The sequence below is a fragment of the Streptomyces sp. NPDC091682 genome (assembly GCF_044756625.1).
In the GTDB taxonomy this organism is placed as follows: Bacteria; Actinomycetota; Actinomycetes; order Streptomycetales; family Streptomycetaceae; genus Streptomyces.
In genome coordinates this window covers 88,609-104,294 of record NZ_JBIVTH010000025.1, presented here as the reverse complement: position 1 = coordinate 104,294, position 15,686 = coordinate 88,609, and the positions used below count along the sequence as shown (strand labels likewise).

At 72.6% G+C, this 15,686-nt stretch carries 13 protein-coding genes; 11 read left to right on the top strand and 2 right to left on the bottom strand.

Annotated elements, in window-relative coordinates:
• The first annotated feature begins 178 nt into the window (after positions 1-178).
• The 11 genes from ACIQK6_RS36905 to ACIQK6_RS36855 all read left to right on the top strand — a co-directional run bounded on the left by ACIQK6_RS36905 (position 179) and on the right by ACIQK6_RS36855 (position 12,456).
• Positions 179-598, top strand: coding sequence for an NADPH-dependent F420 reductase (locus ACIQK6_RS36905; protein ID WP_402696847.1), 420 nt, complete (start codon positions 179-181; stop codon positions 596-598).
• Positions 599-600: 2 nt separating this feature from the next.
• Positions 601-1,122: a (2Fe-2S)-binding protein gene (locus ACIQK6_RS36900; protein WP_329104097.1), complete on the top strand. Its 522-nt coding sequence runs from the start codon at positions 601-603 to the stop codon at positions 1,120-1,122.
• Between the two features lie 5 nt (positions 1,123-1,127).
• Positions 1,128-3,533, top strand: coding sequence for a xanthine dehydrogenase family protein molybdopterin-binding subunit (locus tag ACIQK6_RS36895; protein WP_402696845.1), 2,406 nt, complete (start codon positions 1,128-1,130; stop codon positions 3,531-3,533).
• Entirely contained in the window at positions 3,530-4,363 is an 834-nt protein-coding gene (locus tag ACIQK6_RS36890; RefSeq protein WP_402696844.1) for an FAD binding domain-containing protein, read from the top strand. The genes ACIQK6_RS36895 and ACIQK6_RS36890 overlap by 4 nt, the downstream gene beginning before the upstream one ends.
• Before the next feature lie 61 nt (positions 4,364-4,424).
• Positions 4,425-5,681: an MFS transporter gene (locus ACIQK6_RS36885; protein WP_329104102.1), complete on the top strand. Its 1,257-nt coding sequence runs from the start codon at positions 4,425-4,427 to the stop codon at positions 5,679-5,681.
• A complete protein-coding gene (locus ACIQK6_RS36880; RefSeq protein ID WP_329104104.1) occupies positions 5,678-7,216 on the top strand; it encodes an ATP-binding protein in 1,539 nt (512 codons plus the stop codon). Before ACIQK6_RS36885 ends, ACIQK6_RS36880 begins: the two co-directional genes overlap by 4 nt.
• A gap of 12 nt (positions 7,217-7,228) precedes the next feature.
• Positions 7,229-7,570 (top strand): nuclear transport factor 2 family protein, encoded by a 342-nt coding sequence (locus tag ACIQK6_RS36875; protein ID WP_329104106.1) that lies wholly within the window; start codon positions 7,229-7,231, stop codon positions 7,568-7,570.
• 110 nt (positions 7,571-7,680) lie between these two features.
• Positions 7,681-8,328, top strand: a complete 648-nt coding sequence (locus ACIQK6_RS36870) for a TMEM175 family protein (protein WP_329104108.1) — start codon at positions 7,681-7,683, stop codon at positions 8,326-8,328.
• A 72-nt stretch (positions 8,329-8,400) separates the two neighbouring features.
• Positions 8,401-9,717, top strand: a complete 1,317-nt coding sequence (locus ACIQK6_RS36865; RefSeq protein ID WP_329104110.1) for a transposase — start codon at positions 8,401-8,403, stop codon at positions 9,715-9,717.
• Complete coding sequence (locus ACIQK6_RS36860; protein WP_329104112.1) at positions 9,717-10,868, top strand: XdhC family protein; 1,152 nt, start codon at positions 9,717-9,719, stop codon at positions 10,866-10,868. Before ACIQK6_RS36865 ends, ACIQK6_RS36860 begins: the two co-directional genes overlap by 1 nt.
• Positions 10,869-11,013: 145 nt before the next feature.
• Positions 11,014-12,456, top strand: coding sequence for a GuaB1 family IMP dehydrogenase-related protein (locus ACIQK6_RS36855; protein WP_402696840.1), 1,443 nt, complete (start codon positions 11,014-11,016; stop codon positions 12,454-12,456).
• A gap of 156 nt (positions 12,457-12,612) precedes the next feature.
• Here the strand turns inward: ACIQK6_RS36855 and ACIQK6_RS36850 are convergent, their stop codons facing one another.
• Positions 12,613-13,854, bottom strand: a complete 1,242-nt coding sequence (locus ACIQK6_RS36850; RefSeq protein WP_329104116.1) for a histidine kinase — start codon at positions 13,852-13,854, stop codon at positions 12,613-12,615.
• Positions 13,851-15,581, bottom strand: a complete 1,731-nt coding sequence (locus ACIQK6_RS36845) for a cation acetate symporter (RefSeq protein ID WP_329104118.1) — start codon at positions 15,579-15,581, stop codon at positions 13,851-13,853. The genes ACIQK6_RS36850 and ACIQK6_RS36845 overlap by 4 nt, the downstream gene beginning before the upstream one ends.
• Between the last annotated feature and the right edge of the window lie 105 nt (positions 15,582-15,686).

Here is a 15,686-nt window from a genome sequence, read left to right as displayed (position 1 = left end):
CTGCCGTTCGGCCTGGGTTGGGGGGGGGGGGGGGGGGGGGGGGGCCCGGGGGGGCCCCCCCCCCCCCCCCGGCGGGGCGGCGGGGGGGGGGGGGGGGGGGGGGGGGGGGGGGGGGGGGGGGGGCGCGGCGGCCCCCCCCCCCCCCCCCCCCCCCGACCGGGCCGAACTCCTGGTGCTGATGGTGCCCTTCGAACGCGTCCGCGGGCTGCTCCCGCCGTACGCCGTGCAGGACAAGGTGCTCGTGGACGCCACGAACGCGTTCGGCGGCCCCGGCACCCCCGCCGACCTCGGCGGGCGCGGCTCCAGCGACCTGGTCGCCGAGTGGTACCCCGACGCCCAGGTCGTCAAATCCCTGAACACCATGCATTTCGAAACCCTCGCCGTCGCCGGCACCGCCCCCGGAGAGCGCCTGGCACATTTCACCGCCGGCGACGACGCGAAGTCGAAGGAAATCGTCGCGGGAATCATCACGGATCTGGGATTCGCACCCGTGGACACCGGCCCGTTGCACTCCGGAGGAATTCTCCAACAGCCCGGCGGGCCCCTTTTCAACCGGCCGCTCACGGAAGCGCAGGCGCTGGCATGGATATCACACTGAATGTGAACGGAAGACCCGAGCAGTTCACGGCGCGGCCGAACGAACTGCTCGTGGAACGGCTCCGCGACGGCCTCGGGCTCACCGGCACCAAGGTCGGCTGTGACACCGGCCAGTGCGGCACCTGCGTCGTCCGCCTCGACGGCCGGTCCGTCAAGAGCTGCCTGGTCCTGACCGTCTCCGCCGCCGGCAGCGAGGTGGCCACCATCGAGGGCGAGACCACCCGCGGCGGTGAACTGTCCGGCCTCCAGGAGGCACTGCGCCAGGAGCACGGCACCCAGTGCGGCTTCTGCACCCCCGGCATGGTCATGGCGCTGGGCGAACTCGTCGACTCCACCGCCGGCGGCGAGGCCCCCACCGAACCCGAGATCCGCGAGTGGCTCACCGGCAACCTGTGCCGCTGCACCGGCTACCACAGCGTCGTACGGGGCGTGCAGCGCGCCTGTGCGGCAGCCCGCGCCGAGGCGCCCTCCGGTGTCGGCGAGCCCGCCGTCGCCGCATCCACCACTGCCGGACAGGAGGTGTGAGGGACATGACCGCAGTGACGGGGGAGACCCCGGCCACGGGGAGCGGAGTCCTCGGGCAGCCACTGGACAGCCGTGAGGATCCGCAGCTGCTGCGCGGCGAAGCCACGTACGTGGCGGACATCGACCTGCCGTGCACCGCCCACATGGCCATCCTGGGCAGCCCGGTGGCGCACGCGAAGATCCTCTCCATCGAGACCAAGGCCGCCGAGCAGCTGCCCGGCGTGCTCAAGGTGGCCACCGCCGCCGACTTCACCGACGTCATGCCGCTGCCCTGCATCTGGATCCCCGGCGGCGTCGAGAGCCACTTCCCGCCCCACCCCTACGGACTGCCCGGCGCCCGCCCGGTCCTGACCGGCGACACCGTCCGGCACGTGGGCGACCCCATCGCCGTGGTCGTCGCCGAGACCCCGCGCCAAGCCACCGCGGCGCTCGCCGCCATCGCCGTCGAGTACGAGCCGCTGCCCGTGGTCACCCGCGCCGACGAGGCGCTCGCCGAGGGCGCGCCCCAGCTGCACGAGACCGTCCCCGGCAACCTGAACGCGTACTGGACCTGCGGCGACAAGGACCGGACCGACGCGGCCCTCGCCGAAGCCGAGGTCACCGTCGAGCTCGACCTCGTCAACCAGCGCACCATCAACAGCCCCATCGAGCCGCGCGGCGCCGTCGGCGACTACAACGCGGCCACCGGCGAGTACACGCTCTACGCCTCCACCCAGGGCCCGCACAACCACCGCTTCCTGCTCTCCGCGCTGGTCCTCGGCATCCCCTTCAACAAGCTCCGGGTGATCGCCCCGACCGTCGGCGGCAGCTTCGGCACCAAGGGCTACCTGTACCCCGACATGGCGCTGGTGCTGCTGCTGTCCAAGGCGCTCGGCCGGCCCGTGAAGTGGGTGGACACCCGCACCGGGCTGATGAACTCCACCGTCCAGGGCCGCGACCACCGCCAGCACGTGACGCTCGCCGGCACCCGCGACGGCCGGATCACCGCCGTGCGCTGCACCAGCTACGCCAACCTCGGCGCGTACCCCTCGACGATCGGCCCCGGTGTCGCCACCGCCCTGATGGGCCGCTCCATCAGCGGCATGTACGACATCGACGCCGCCTTCTGCGAGGTCTACGCCGCCTTCACCAACACCGTCTCGCTCGGCGCCCAGCGCGGCAGCGGGCGCGCCGAGGCCGCCTTCCTCATGGAGCGCCTCGTCGACCGGTACGCCGGCGAGATCGGCATGGACCCGGCGGCCGTCCGCCGCAAGAACCTGGTGCCGAAGGAGAAGTTCCCGTACGACAACGGCCTCGGCTGGACCTACGACTCCGGGAACTACCAGCTGAACTTCGACAAGGCCATCGAGCTGTCGGGCTACGCCGACATGCCCGCCCGCAAGGCCGAGGCCCGCACCCGCGGCAAGCGGCTCGGCGTCGGCCTCGCCACCTACGTGGCGATCTGCGGGGTCGGCCCCTCCACCCGGATGTCCCAGGAGGGCATGCTCGGCGGCAGCTGGGAGAGCGCGAACATCCGCGTCCACCCGACCGGCGAGGTCACCGTCATCGTGGGTTCCGCCTCCACGGGCCAGAGCCACGGCACGGTCTTCGCGCAGGTCGCCGCCGACGAGTTCGGCATCGACCCGGACACCGTCCAGGTCCTGGAGGGCGACACGCAGAAGGCCCCGTACGGGCACGGCACCTACGGGTCCCGCTCCTACAGCATGGCCGCGCCCGCCGTCGCCCTCACCGCCCGCAAGATCAAGAGCAAGTTGATCCGTGCCGGTGCCGTCTTCCTCGGGGTCCCCGAGGACAAGGTGGTCTACGAGGGCGGCCGCGTCTACGAAGAGGGCAACGAGCAGAACACCAAGACCTTTGCCGAGCTGGCCACGGCCATGTGGTACGGCTGGGGGCTGCCCGCGGAGATCGAACCCGCCCTCGACGAGACCACCCACTTCGACCCGCCGGACTTCAACTACCCCTTCGGCACGCACGTGGCGGTCGTCGAGATCGACGAACTGACCGGCGAGACCGAGGTGGTGTCCTACACCGCCGTCGACGACGCCGGCCACATCGGCAACCCCAAGATCGTCCTCGGTCAGATCGAGGGCAGCATCACGCACGGCCTGGGCCAGGCCCTGATGGAGGCCGCCGTCTACGACGAACAGGGCCTGCTCATCAGCTCCGACCTGACCACGTACGCCCTGCCGCGCGCCGCCGACGTGCCGCTCTTCACGCTCGACAAGACCGTCACGCCCAGCCCGCACAATCCGCTCGGCGCCAAGGGGGCCGGCGAGATCGCCACCGTCCCGCCCGCCGCGGCCGTCGTCAACGCCGTCGTCGACGCCCTGTCCGACCTGGGTGTCCAGCACATCGACATGCCCCTCACCCCCGAGAAGGTCTGGCGCCGCCTGAGAGGGGAAGCCCAGTGATCCTCACCGAGTTCGACTACGTGCGGCCCGCCGACCTCGACGAGGCGCTCACCCTGTTGTCCGGGACGCGTGGCGCCCGGGTCCTGGCCGGAGGCCAGAGCCTGCTGCCCGACCTACGTGCGGGAGCCGACCGGGCCGCCCTGCTGGTCGACATCCGGCGGCTGGCGGAGCTGCGCGGCGTCACGCGCACGCCCGACGGCACCCGGCTGCGGATCGGGTCCCTCACCACGCTCGCCGAGCTCGCCGCCGACCCGCTGGCGCTCGCCGAAGCCCCGGAACTGGCCGCCGCGGCCCGCGCCAACGGCGACCCCCAGGTGCGCAACCTCGGCACCGTCGGCGGCAACCTCGCCGCCGCCGGGCGGGCCACCGACCTGCCGGTCGCCGCCATGGCCGCCGACGCCGTGGTCGAACTGGCCGGCCCCGGCGGGCGCTCCACCCTGGCCGCCGAAGAGCTCGCGGCCGGCAGCCCGCCCACCGCCGCGGTCCTCACCGCGCTGCTCGTACCGGCCGCGGGACCTGCCGCCGCCTTCGAGAAGACCGCCGACCGCGCCACCCGCTACCCGGTGTGCGCCACCGCCGTACGGATCACCCCCGGCGGGCCGCGCATCGCCGTCACCGGGGCCACCCCCCGGCCCTTGCGGCTGCGCGGGGTCGAGGACCGGCTGCGCGGGGGCCCGTACGGCACGGACGCCGTGCTCGCGGCCTTCCGCGCCGAACCCAGGGAGCTCTTCGTCCCCGGGCGCGGCACCTCGGCCGAGTACCTCGGTCATCTCGTGGGGGTCCTCACGGCCCGAGCCTTGCAGAGGGCCGAGCAGGCCCTCGACCGATAGCCCGGAAGGGCACGCCACGGGGCCCGCCACGGGCCCCATCACGGGGGAGTTGAGTGACGCAGTGGCCGACACATCCGAGACGACCACGGGGGTAACCGTGCACCCAGCCGCCCGCGCGGCCAGTGCGCCCAGAGGCTCCGGCTTCTGGGTGGTGGGAGCGGTCCTCGTGCTGCTGATGCTCTCCTCCTCCGTGCCCTCCGCCCTCTACGTGCTCTACCAGCAGGAGTGGGGGCTCTCCTCCGGCACGATCACGGTGGTCTTCGCCCTGTACGCGGTCACCGTGCTGGCCGGGCTGCTGCTGTTCGGCTCCCTCTCCGACACCCTGGGCCGGCGCCCGGTCCTGGGCGGCGCACTGGTCCTGGCCATGGTCTCGATGGGCCTGTTCGCCGGGGCCCGGGGCCTCGGACTGCTGCTGGCCGCCCGCGCCGTCCAGGGGCTCGCCGTGGGCCTGGCCACCGGGGCGATGGGCGCGGCCCTGCTGGAACTCAGCCCCGCCTCCAGACCCGCGCTCGGCGCCCAGGTCAACAGCGCCGGCCCCACCGTGGGCATCGGGCTCGGCGGGATCGGGGCCGGACTCCTCGTCCAGTTCGCGCCCGCGCCGACGGCACTGAGCTACCTGCTGCTGGTCGGGGCCTTCGCCGCGACCTTGGTGGGGGTGGTCCGGATGCGGGAGAGCGCGCCGGGCGCCGGCGGCCGCTTCCGGGTGGTCCCGCACCGGATCCGCGTACCGGCGGACGCCCGGGGTCGCTTCACCGTCCTCGTCCTGACCATCGTCGCGGTCTGGTCGGTGGGCGGCTTCTACCTCTCCCTCGGTCCGCACCTGGCGCTGTCGCTGCTGGAGTCCACCAACTACCTCGTCGGCGGGGCCACGGTCGCCCTGCTCGCCGGCGCCGCCACCGCCGCCCAGCTGGTGCTCGGCAGCACCGAGGCGCTGCGCACCGCCGTGCTCGGTCTGTTCGGCCTCCTCGCCGGACTCGGCCTGGTGCTCCTCGCGCTGGGGATCCGCTCGGCCGCCGTGTTCCTCGTGGCCACGGCCGTCCTCGGCAGCGGCTGGGGCGCCGCGTTCCTCGGTTCGTTCCGCGCGCTGAGCACGCTCGCGCAGCCGGCGCACCGCGGCGAACTGACCGCCGCCGTATACGTCTTCGCGTACCTCGCGATGAGCATTCCGGCGGTCCTCGCCGGGATGCTCACCAACATCCACGGGCTGCACCGCACCTCGGTCGGCTTCATGGCCGCCGTGGCCGGCGTGTGTGCGCTGGCCCTGCTGGCCACCCTACGACTGGCCGCCCGTACCCGGGCCGAGGGGAGCGCGGCGTGAACGCTGCGGACACGAAGGGCCCCGGGCTGCGGTCGGCCCTGCGCGAGCTGGAGATCTTCGCCGGGATCACCGAGGACCAGCTGGACTGGCTGGTCTCGGTGTCCGAGCCCCGGGTCCTGGCCGACGGCGACGTCCTCTTCCGGGACGGCGAAGAGGCCACCGGCTTCCACGTCCTGCTCTCCGGCGGGCTGGTCGTCACCAAGGTCGTCGACGGCCGGGAGGAGGTGCTCACCCGGCACTCCACCGAGGAGGAGAGCGCCGCCGCCGAGGACCACGACGGCAAGCCGTCCGCCGCCCACCGGTTCACCGGCGAACTGCCCCTGCTGACCGACGGGTCCTACGTGGCCACCGCGGCCGCCAGCGGCCCGTCGACCACGGTGGTGGCCTACCCGAAGCCGGTCTTCTTCGAGATGCTGACCCGCTGCCACGGGGTGGCCGCCGTACTGATCCCCGTACTGGCCTGGCGCATCAAGTCCTCCGAGGTGCAGGCCCGCAAACGGGCCACCGTAGAGGCGCTCGGCACCCTGGCCGCCGGACTCGCCCACGAGCTGAACAACCCGGCGGCGGCCGTGGCCCGGGCCGCCCAGGAACTGGCCCCCGCCCTGGAGCGGCTCACCCGTACCGCCCAGGCCTGGGGCGCGGCCGCCTCAGGGGCGGAGCGCTCGCTCCTCGACCGGCTCGCCGACGAACTGGACAAGCTGCCGCCGCCGGCGACCACCGACCCGTTCGCCCAGGCCGATGCCGAGGAGGAGATCGCCGACTGGGCCGAGGAGGCGGGCACCGAACGGCCCGGCCTGCTCGGATCCGGGGTGGCGGACCTCGGACTGGAGCTGGGCTGGCTGTTGGAGCGGCTGGAGGGCGTGGGGGAGCCGGCGCTCGCCCCCGCCCTGGACCACCTGGCGGCGCTGCTGGAGATCCGCTCGCTCGCGGCGGAGCTCCGGGCCGCGGGGCCCAGGATCTCCCAGCTCGTCTCCGCCACCCGGGATTACGCCAACCTCGACCGGGCGCCCGAACAGCGCTTCCCGGTGACCGACGGACTGGAGAACACACTGGTCGTGCTGCGCGCCAAGCTCGCCGGCATCACCATCGTGCGTGAGTACGAGCCCGGTCTGCCCGAACTGACGGGCTATCCGAGCGAGTTGAACCAGGTGTGGACCAACCTGGTCGACAACGCGGCCGAGGCCATGGAGGGCTCCGGGGTGCTGACCCTGCGCGCCCGCGCCGAGGGCGTCTGCATGGTCGTCGAGATCGCCGACACCGGCCGCGGCATCCCGGCCGAATCCCTGCCGCGGATCTTCGAACCCTTCTACACCACCAAGGACGTGGGCAAGGGCACGGGCCTGGGGCTGCACCTCAGCTACCGCATCGTGACCCAGCGCCACCACGGGTCGATCACCGCCCGCTCGCGTCCCGGTGAGACCCGGATGGTCGTCCGCCTGCCCTTCGCCGGCAGCGCCCAGTCCTGTGCCCCACCTGCGAAAACACCCGAAACGGCACCCGAAACGGCACCCGTCCCGGGCACCTCTCCCAGTTGAAACGGAGTCGACATGGCCAAGTACGACATCTCCAAGCTGCACCCGGTGTTCGTCCGCCAGATGGAGGCGCTGGCCGCCCTGGACATCGAGGCGGTGATGAAGAACTACACCGACGACGCCGTGCTGCTGCGCTTCGAGGGGGCCTCGGTGGGGATCGAGGAGGTTCGCGAGACGTTCACCGGCTACCTCACGGTGAAGCCCTCGCTCGTGGAACTCCAGGAGTACATCGAGACCGAGGACACCATCTTCTACCGGGCGATCATGAACCTGAACGGCGAACCGGAGCACGCGTTCGGGACACTCGTCGTCCGCGATGGCCGAATCTGGCGCCAGACGGCGGGATTCGGCGGCTGACGGCCGGATTCTGGGTAGCGTGTGCGGGGAGGGCGCCGCAGCGCCCTCCCCGTATGTGTGGCATAGCGCGCACGGGCTGCTTATATGCGTGAAGTGGCAAAGGGGAGGCAATGGAAAACGAAACCGGGCGGATCGAGGCATTCAGTGACGGTGTATTCGCCATCATCATCACGATCCTCGTTCTGGAGTTAAAGGTTCCGGAAGAAACCGGCTCGGACTTCTGGCACGGAGTCCGCGAACAGTGGCCCCATTACGCCGCCTACGTCGTGAGCTTCCTCATCATCGGCGTGATGTGGGTGAACCACCACACCATCTTCAGTCACCTCAGGAGGGTGGACCGACCCCTGTTGTTCCTGAATCTCCTGGTGCTGATGGTGGTGTCGGTGATTCCGTACACCACCAATGTCCTCGCCGAGCACCTCATGGAGGAAGGCGGCTCCGCCAACGCGGCCGCCGTCCTCTACAGCGCCGTCACCGTGGCCTACGCCCTGGCTTTCCTGGCCTTCTGGTGGTACGTCACCCGCGTCGGCCACCTCTTCCACGAGCAGGTGGACAAGGAGGGCGCACGCGCCACACGAGTGCGCTTCGGCCTCGGGGCCATCGCGTACCCCCTCACCGTCCTGCTGGCCTTCTACTCCGCACCACTCACACTTGTCGCCCACTTCCTGATCGCGATCTACTATGCGGCGAACCAGATCCCCATCCCCCTCGTGGTAGAGGAAGAGCGGCTCGAAACTGCCAGCGACCTCAGGAAGTAGCCGCCGGGGCCTACGGCCGTTCTACACGGTCAAGTAGGGTATTGGATCTAGCTGGTCGCGGGGGAGGCCCAGATGGCTCGCGTAGTCCTGCCGGAGGATTCCACGACGGAAATCTCCGAATTGATCGACGTCCTGATCTCTCTGCTCTTCGAATCATTACCCCGGCGGGACCAGCGAAACTGGGCCCGCGTTTATCTGAACGGCCTGGTGCGGACCACCGGTAAGAAAACAATTCGTAACATCGCCGGAACAGGGGCCAGTTCCGTCGAGCAGAGCCTCCAGCAGTTCATCAGCAAGTCTCCCTGGGACTGGACCCCGGTCCGCCGCTCCCTCGCCCAGCACCTCGAACGCACCGCACAGCGTCCCCTGGCCTGGGTGCTCCAGCCCATGGTCATAGAGAAGGCGGGGGACCGCTCCGTCGGCGTCGGCCGGCAGTTCGTCCCCCAGCTCGGCCGCACCGCCAACTGTCAGCAGGCGAGCGGGATCTGGCTCGCCTCCAGCGAGGCCAGCTTCCCGGTCGAATGGACCCTCACCCTCCCCGGGCCCTGGACCAGCGAACTCATGCGCCGCCGCCGGGCCGGCATCCCCGACACGGCCCGCTCCCTCACCCCCGCCCAAGACGCCGTACACGCCGTCCAGCGGATGGCCGCCAGCTGGCAACTCCAGCGCCGGCCCGTGGTGATGGAGGTCGCCAACGGTGACCTCACGCAGAGCATCGAGTCCTTCACCCTCCAGGACATCCCCTTCGTCTTCAAGGTCGACGGCTCGCTGCCGGTCTCCTTCGGCGGCGCCGGCCGGTACAAACCCGGGCCGCACACCGCCCCCGCCCGCGAACTCATCGACTCCCTGCGCTCCCAGCGCCGCGTCGTCGAATGGACCCGGCACGGCCGGGCCGAGGGCGCGGTCACCCTGCTGACCTCGGCCTCGATCTTCGCCACCCCCGGCGAGGACCGCCCCGTACCCGTGCCGCCCACCCCGCTGCTGCTGGTCGGAGCCTGGACCGAAGCAGCCCTGCTGCCCTCCGAGTTCTGGATCACCAACATCGGTGACCGGCCGCTCGCCCAGCTCTTCCTGCTCGCCAAACTCACCGACCGCGTCTCCCTCGACTTCGCCGAGACCTGCGAACCCGTGGGCATCCGGGACTTCGAGGGCCGCTCCTTCCGGGGCTGGCACCACCACGCCACCCTCGCCAGCGTGGCCCACGCCGCGAAACTGCTCGGCGCGCGCCCACCGCTACCCGACGGATACCCCGGACCCACCCGGTCGGCCGCCGCGACGGCCCGACCACCCGCAGCCCGACCACCGGCGGCCCGGCCGGCGACCCCGGCCGTCCTGCCGCCGCGCCCGCACCTGCCCGGACCCGTCCCGCGCCGCGAGTACATCCGCTGATGCTCGACATAGCCGACGAGCTACGCGCGTGGTGCGCCGCGCAGCGGGAGTTCGCACTCGCCACCGTCGTCGCCGTCAGTGGGAGCGCTCCCCGCGGCCCCGGCGCCTCCCTCGCCGTCGACGACAAGGGCACCGCGCTCGGCTCCATCTCCGGAGGCTGCGTGGAATCCGCCGTGCACGAGCTGTGCCTCGACGCCATCGCCTCCGGCGAAGGCGGCCTGCACCGCTTCGGCTACAGCGACGACGACGCCTTCGCCGTCGGCCTGACCTGCGGCGGAGTCCTCGACGTCCTGGTCACCCCGGTGCGCGGGCGCGACCCGGTCCGGCCCGTGCTCGGCTCGGTGCTCGACGCCGCCGCCGGGGGCACCCGGGCCGCGCTCGCCCGGGTGGTCTCCGGACCGCCGCCCCAGCTGGGCCGGGCGCTCGCCGTCCACGCCGACGGCACCTACGAGGGCGGGCTCGCCGGCGGCCCCGACCTGGACCGGGCCGCCGCCCGGCAGGTACGGGCGCTGTTGCTGGCCGGGCGCACCGGCACCGCCGAGCTCGGCACGGCCGGCGGGCTCTGCGGGCAGCCCCTGACCCTCCTCGTGGAATCGGCCGCCGAGCCGCCCCGGCTGCTCGTCTACGGGGCCATCGACTTCGCCGCGGCCCTCGCCCGGATCGGCGCCTTCCTCGGCCACCGGATCACCGTGTGTGACGCCCGGCCCGTCTTCGCGACCCCGGCCCGCTTCCCCGACGCCGACGAGGTCGTCGTCGACTGGCCGCACCGGCACCTGGCCGCCGAATGGGCGGCGGGCCGCCTGGACTCCCGTACCGCGGTCTGCGTCCTCACCCACGACGCCAAATTCGACGTACCGCTGCTGGAACTGGCCCTGCGGCTGCCCCTGGGCTACGTGGGAGCCATGGGATCCCGGCGCACCCACGCCGAACGCGAGAGACGGTTGCGGGCCCGGGGCGTCACCGACGCCGCCCTGGCCCGCCTGCGCTCACCCATCGGACTCGACCTCGGCGGCGCCACCCCGGAGGAGACCGCGCTGGCCATCGCCGCCGAGTTCACGGCCGTCCGGCACGGCGGATCGGTGCTCCCGCTGGCCCGGCGGCGCGGCCCCGTCCACCGCCGAACCCGGCCCGCCGGGACCAAGGTCCCGTAGGAAAGGACCACCCGGCCCGGTATGTCCTGGACGATCAGCCCGGAAGGTGTGAACGCCAGGCCGTGGGAGAATGAAGTACGTGCGTTTCCCCGGCTGTCCTGCCGGGGCGTAGACGGATCCTTCGATCGACTGGGATGTTCAGCACGTGCGTTTCCTCAATGACCTGAAGCCGCCGTACGACCTGACGTACGACGATGTGTTCATGGTGCCGAGCCGCTCCGCGGTCGGTTCCCGTCAGGGTGTCGACCTGTCCTCGCCCGACGGAACCGGCACCACCATTCCCCTCGTCGTGGCCAACATGACCGCCATCGCGGGCCGCCGGATGGCCGAGACGGTCGCCCGCCGCGGCGGAATCGTCGTCATCCCGCAGGACATCCCGATCGAGGTCGTCACCGACGTCATCTCCTGGGTGAAGACCCGCCACCACGTGCTCGACACCCCGATCACGCTGGCGCCCACCCAGACGGTCGCCGACGCGCTGTCCCTGCTGCCCAAGCGCGCCCACGGCGCCGGCGTCGTCGTCGACGACGAGGGCCGCCCGGTCGGCGTCGTCACCGAGCACGACCTGACCGGTGTCGACCGATTCACCCAGCTCTCCGAGGTCATGTCGAAGGAGCTGCTGCTCATCGACGCCGACATCGACCCCCGCGAGGCCTTCAACCAGCTCGACGCCGGCCACCGCAAGCTGGCCCCGGCCGTCGACAAGGACGGCAAGCTCGTCGGCATCCTCACCCGCAAGGGCGCCCTGCGCGCGACGCTCTACACCCCGGCCACCGACGCGAACGGCAAGCTGCGCATCGCGGCCGCCGTCGGCATCAACGGTGACTTCGTGGCCAAGGCCAAGCAGCTGCTCGACGCGGGCGTGGACACGCTCGTCATCGACACGGCGCACGGCCACCAGGAGTCGATGATCAACGCGATCAAGGCCATCCGCGCCCTGGACCCGCAGGCCCCGATCGTGGCGGGCAACATCGTCGCCGCCGAGGGCGTCAAGGACCTCATCGAAGCCGGCGCGGACATCATCAAGGTCGGTGTGGGCCCCGGCGCCATGTGCACCACCCGCATGATGACCGGCGTGGGCCGCCCGCAGTTCTCCGCGGTGCTGGAGTGCGCGGCCGAGGCGAAGAAGTACGGCAAGCACGTGTGGGCCGACGGTGGCGTCCGGCACCCGCGCGACGTGGCGATGGCGCTGGCCGCCGGTGCGTCCAACGTGATGATCGGCTCCTGGTTCGCCGGTACGTACGAGTCCCCGGGCGACCTCCAGCAGTCCGCCGAGGGCCGTCTCTACAAGGAGTCCTTCGGCATGGCCTCCGCCCGCGCGGTGCAGAACCGCACGAGCGAGGAGTCGGCCTACGACCGCGCCCGCAAGGGCCTGTTCGAGGAGGGCATCTCCACCTCGCGCATGTTCCTGGACCCGGCCCGCCCGGGCGTCGAGGACCTGATCGACTCGATCATCGCGGGCGTCCGCTCCTCGTGCACGTACGCCGGTGCCGGCTCCCTCGCTGAGTTCGAGGAGAAGGCCGTGGTCGGCATCCAGTCCGCCGCCGGTTACGCCGAGGGCAAGCCGCTGCACGCCAGCTGGAGCTAGACCGTCCCGTCCCGTGGCCCCGGCCGTCCCTTCGCGGACGGCCGGGGCCACGTGCGTTCCCGGGCGCGTCACCGCTGCCGGGGCTCCGCCCCGGACCCGCGCAGCGGCACCCGCCGGCCGCGACGCGCCGGTCACAGGGCGTCACGCCGGCGGAGCTCAGAGCGGCGGAGGCCGCTGTCCGGGCGGTGAACTATGCACGCCCACGCGGTACTTCGGAATGCGCAGGGTGACCTTCATGCCGGCGCCGACCCCCGTCTCCATCACCGGACCGTACTCGTCCCCGTACACCTGCCGGATCCGCTCGTCGACATTGGGCAACCCGATCCCCGAGGAACCGCCGTGCTCCCCGGCCAGGATCCGGCGCAGCAGCGCCGGATCCATCCCGACCCCGTTGTCCTCCACCGTGATCACCGCCTCCGCACCCGCGTCCCGCGCCGTGATCGTGATCCGGCACTGCGCGGTGGAGTCCTCCAGCCCGTGCTTCACGGCGTTCTCCACCAGCGGCTGCAGACACAGGAAGGGCAGCGCCACCGGCAGCACCTCCGGCGCCACCTGCAAGGTCACCTTCAGCCGGTCGCCGAACCGGGCACCGGCCAGCGCCAGATACTGCTGCACCGAGCGCAACTCGTCGGCCAGCGTCGTGAAATCACCGTGCCGCCGGAAGGAGTACCGGGTGAAGTCCGCGAACTCCAGCAACAGCTCCCGGGCCCGCTCCGGATCCGTCCGGACGAACGAGGCGATCGCGGCCAGGGAGTTGAAGATGAAATGCGGGGAGATCTGCGCCCGCAGCGCCTTGATCTCCGCCTCCATCAGCCGGGTCCGCGACCGGTCCAGCTCGGACAGTTCCAACTGCACCGACACCCACCGCGCGACCTCCGTCGCCGCCCGCACCAGCACCGCCGACTCGCGCGAGCCGTACGCCACCAGTGCACCCAGCACCCCGTCCTCGCCGGTCAGCGGGGCCACCACCGCCCACTTCAGCGGACAGTCGGGCCGCTGGCACTCGGTCCGCACGCTCTGGCTGCGCCCCGACGCCAGCATCACCGCCACCCGGGCCATCGCCCGCCGCTGGTGGTGGTCGGCGCCCGGCCCGTCCCAGGCCAGCACCGACTCCCGGTCGGTGAGGCACAGCGCCTCCGTCCCCAGCAGCGACCGCAGCCGCCGGGCCGCCTTGCGGGCGGCGTCCTCGGTCAGCCCGGCGCGCAGCGGGGGAGCGGCCAGCGAAGCCGTGTGCAGGGTGTGGAAGGTGGCCCGCTCCACCGGGGTCCCCAGGTCCATCCCGGCCGCCCGCTCCCCGCGGCGGGCGTGCCACCGGCCCGCCGCCCAGCCCGCACCCAGCAGCAGCACCGCACCGGCCACCGCCAGCAACACCAGAACCGCCGGCGCCACCCCGGTCACCGGGGACCCCCCGCCCGCTCCCCGGCCACGACCTCCGGCAGGTGCAGCCGGGCCAGGGTGGCCGCCGTCCCCGCCGGGATCCGCGACCGGGTGGCCAGCGACACCACCACCATCGTCAGGAACCCGAGCGGCACCGACCACGCCGCCGGCCACGCGAGCAGCGTGTGCGTCCAGCCCGGCGGCGCCAGATCGGCCCGGGTCGCCAGCACCGCGCCCAGCGCCGCCCCGCCGCCCGTGACCAGCCCGGCCACCGCACCCGGCGGAGTCAGCCCGCGCCACCAGATGCCCAGGACCAGCAGCGGACAGAACGAGGACGCCGACACGGCGAAGGCCAGGCCCACCGCGTCCGCCACCGGCACCTGAGTCGCCGCCACGCTCCCGGCCAGCGGCACCACGATCGCCACGACCGCCGCCGCGCGGAAGCTGCGCACCCCGCGCGCCGGCAGCACGTCCTGGTGCAGCACCCCCGCCACCGCCATCGTCAGCCCCGAGGCCGTCGACAGGAACGCCGCGAAGGCACCCCCGGCCAGCAGCGCCCCCAACAGATCGCCGAGCACCCCGCCGAGCATCCGCCCGGGCAGCACCAGCACCGCCGCGTCCGCGTCGCCGGTCAGGGCGAGCTCCGGGGTGTAGATCCGGCCCAGCGCCCCGTAGACCGGCGGCAGCAGGTAGAAGACGCCGACCAGCGCGAGCACGATCAGCGTGGTGCGCCGCGCGGTCCGCCCGTCGGGGCTGGTGTAGAACCGCACCGCGACGTGCGGCAGGCCCATCGTGCCGAGGAACGTCGCCAGGATCAGCCCGTACGTGGCGTACAGCCGGTGCGCGCGCAGCCCGCCGGAGGTCGCCGCCGTCCAGGTGGACACACCGGGCCGCGCCTCGGCCCGGGTCTCCGGAACGGGCGCGCCGGGGGCGAACTCCAGCCGCGCGCGGGCCCGTACGGAATGCTCACCGGCGGCCAGGGTCACCGGCGCCGACACGTAGCCGTGCCCGTCGACCTGCCCGGTCACCGTCACTGTCAGCGGATGCGCCACCGACAGCCGCACGTCCTGCGCGACCGTCACCGCGGTGTGCTCCCGGAAGACGGCCGGTGCGTCGAAGGTGGCCCGCGGCGCGCCGTCCCCGGCCCACGCCGCGATCAGGAAGAAGGCCGGCACCAGCAGGGCCGTGAGCTTCAGCCAGTACTGGAAGGCCTGGACGAAGGTGACCGAGCGCATCCCGCCGCACGCCACCGCCACCGTCACCACGAACGCGACGACCAGCCCACCGACCCAGTGCGGGGCCCCGGTCAGGATCCCCAGCGTCAGCCCGGCCCCCTGCAACTGCGGCAGCAGGTACAGCCAGCCGACCCCGAGCACGAACAGCACCGCGATCCGGCGCACCACCAGCGACTCCAGCCGCGCCTGCGCGAAGTCGGGCAGCGTGTACGCGCCCGAGCGGCGCAGCGGGGCCGCCACCAGCACGAGCAGCACCACGTACCCGGCGGTGTAGCCCACCGGGTACCAGAGCATCTCGGGCCCCTGGAGCAGCACCAGCCCCGCCACCCCGAGGAACGACGCGGCGGACAGGTACTCGCCGCTGATGGCCGCCGCGTTCAGGCGGGGCCCCACCGTGCGCGAGGCGACGTAGAAGTCGGATGTGGTCCGGGACATCCGCAGGCCCAGCGCGCCGACCAGAACCGTGACGAGGACGACGACGGCGACCGCGGTCAGCGCGTACGTCTGGTTCACCGGGCGGTCCTTCGGCAGGGGAGGGGTGTCCGGAGTCTATGCACGCCCCCTGACCGGGCGACAGGCTCGATTCGGACCCACCGGACCCGTCGGATCCGCCCAGCC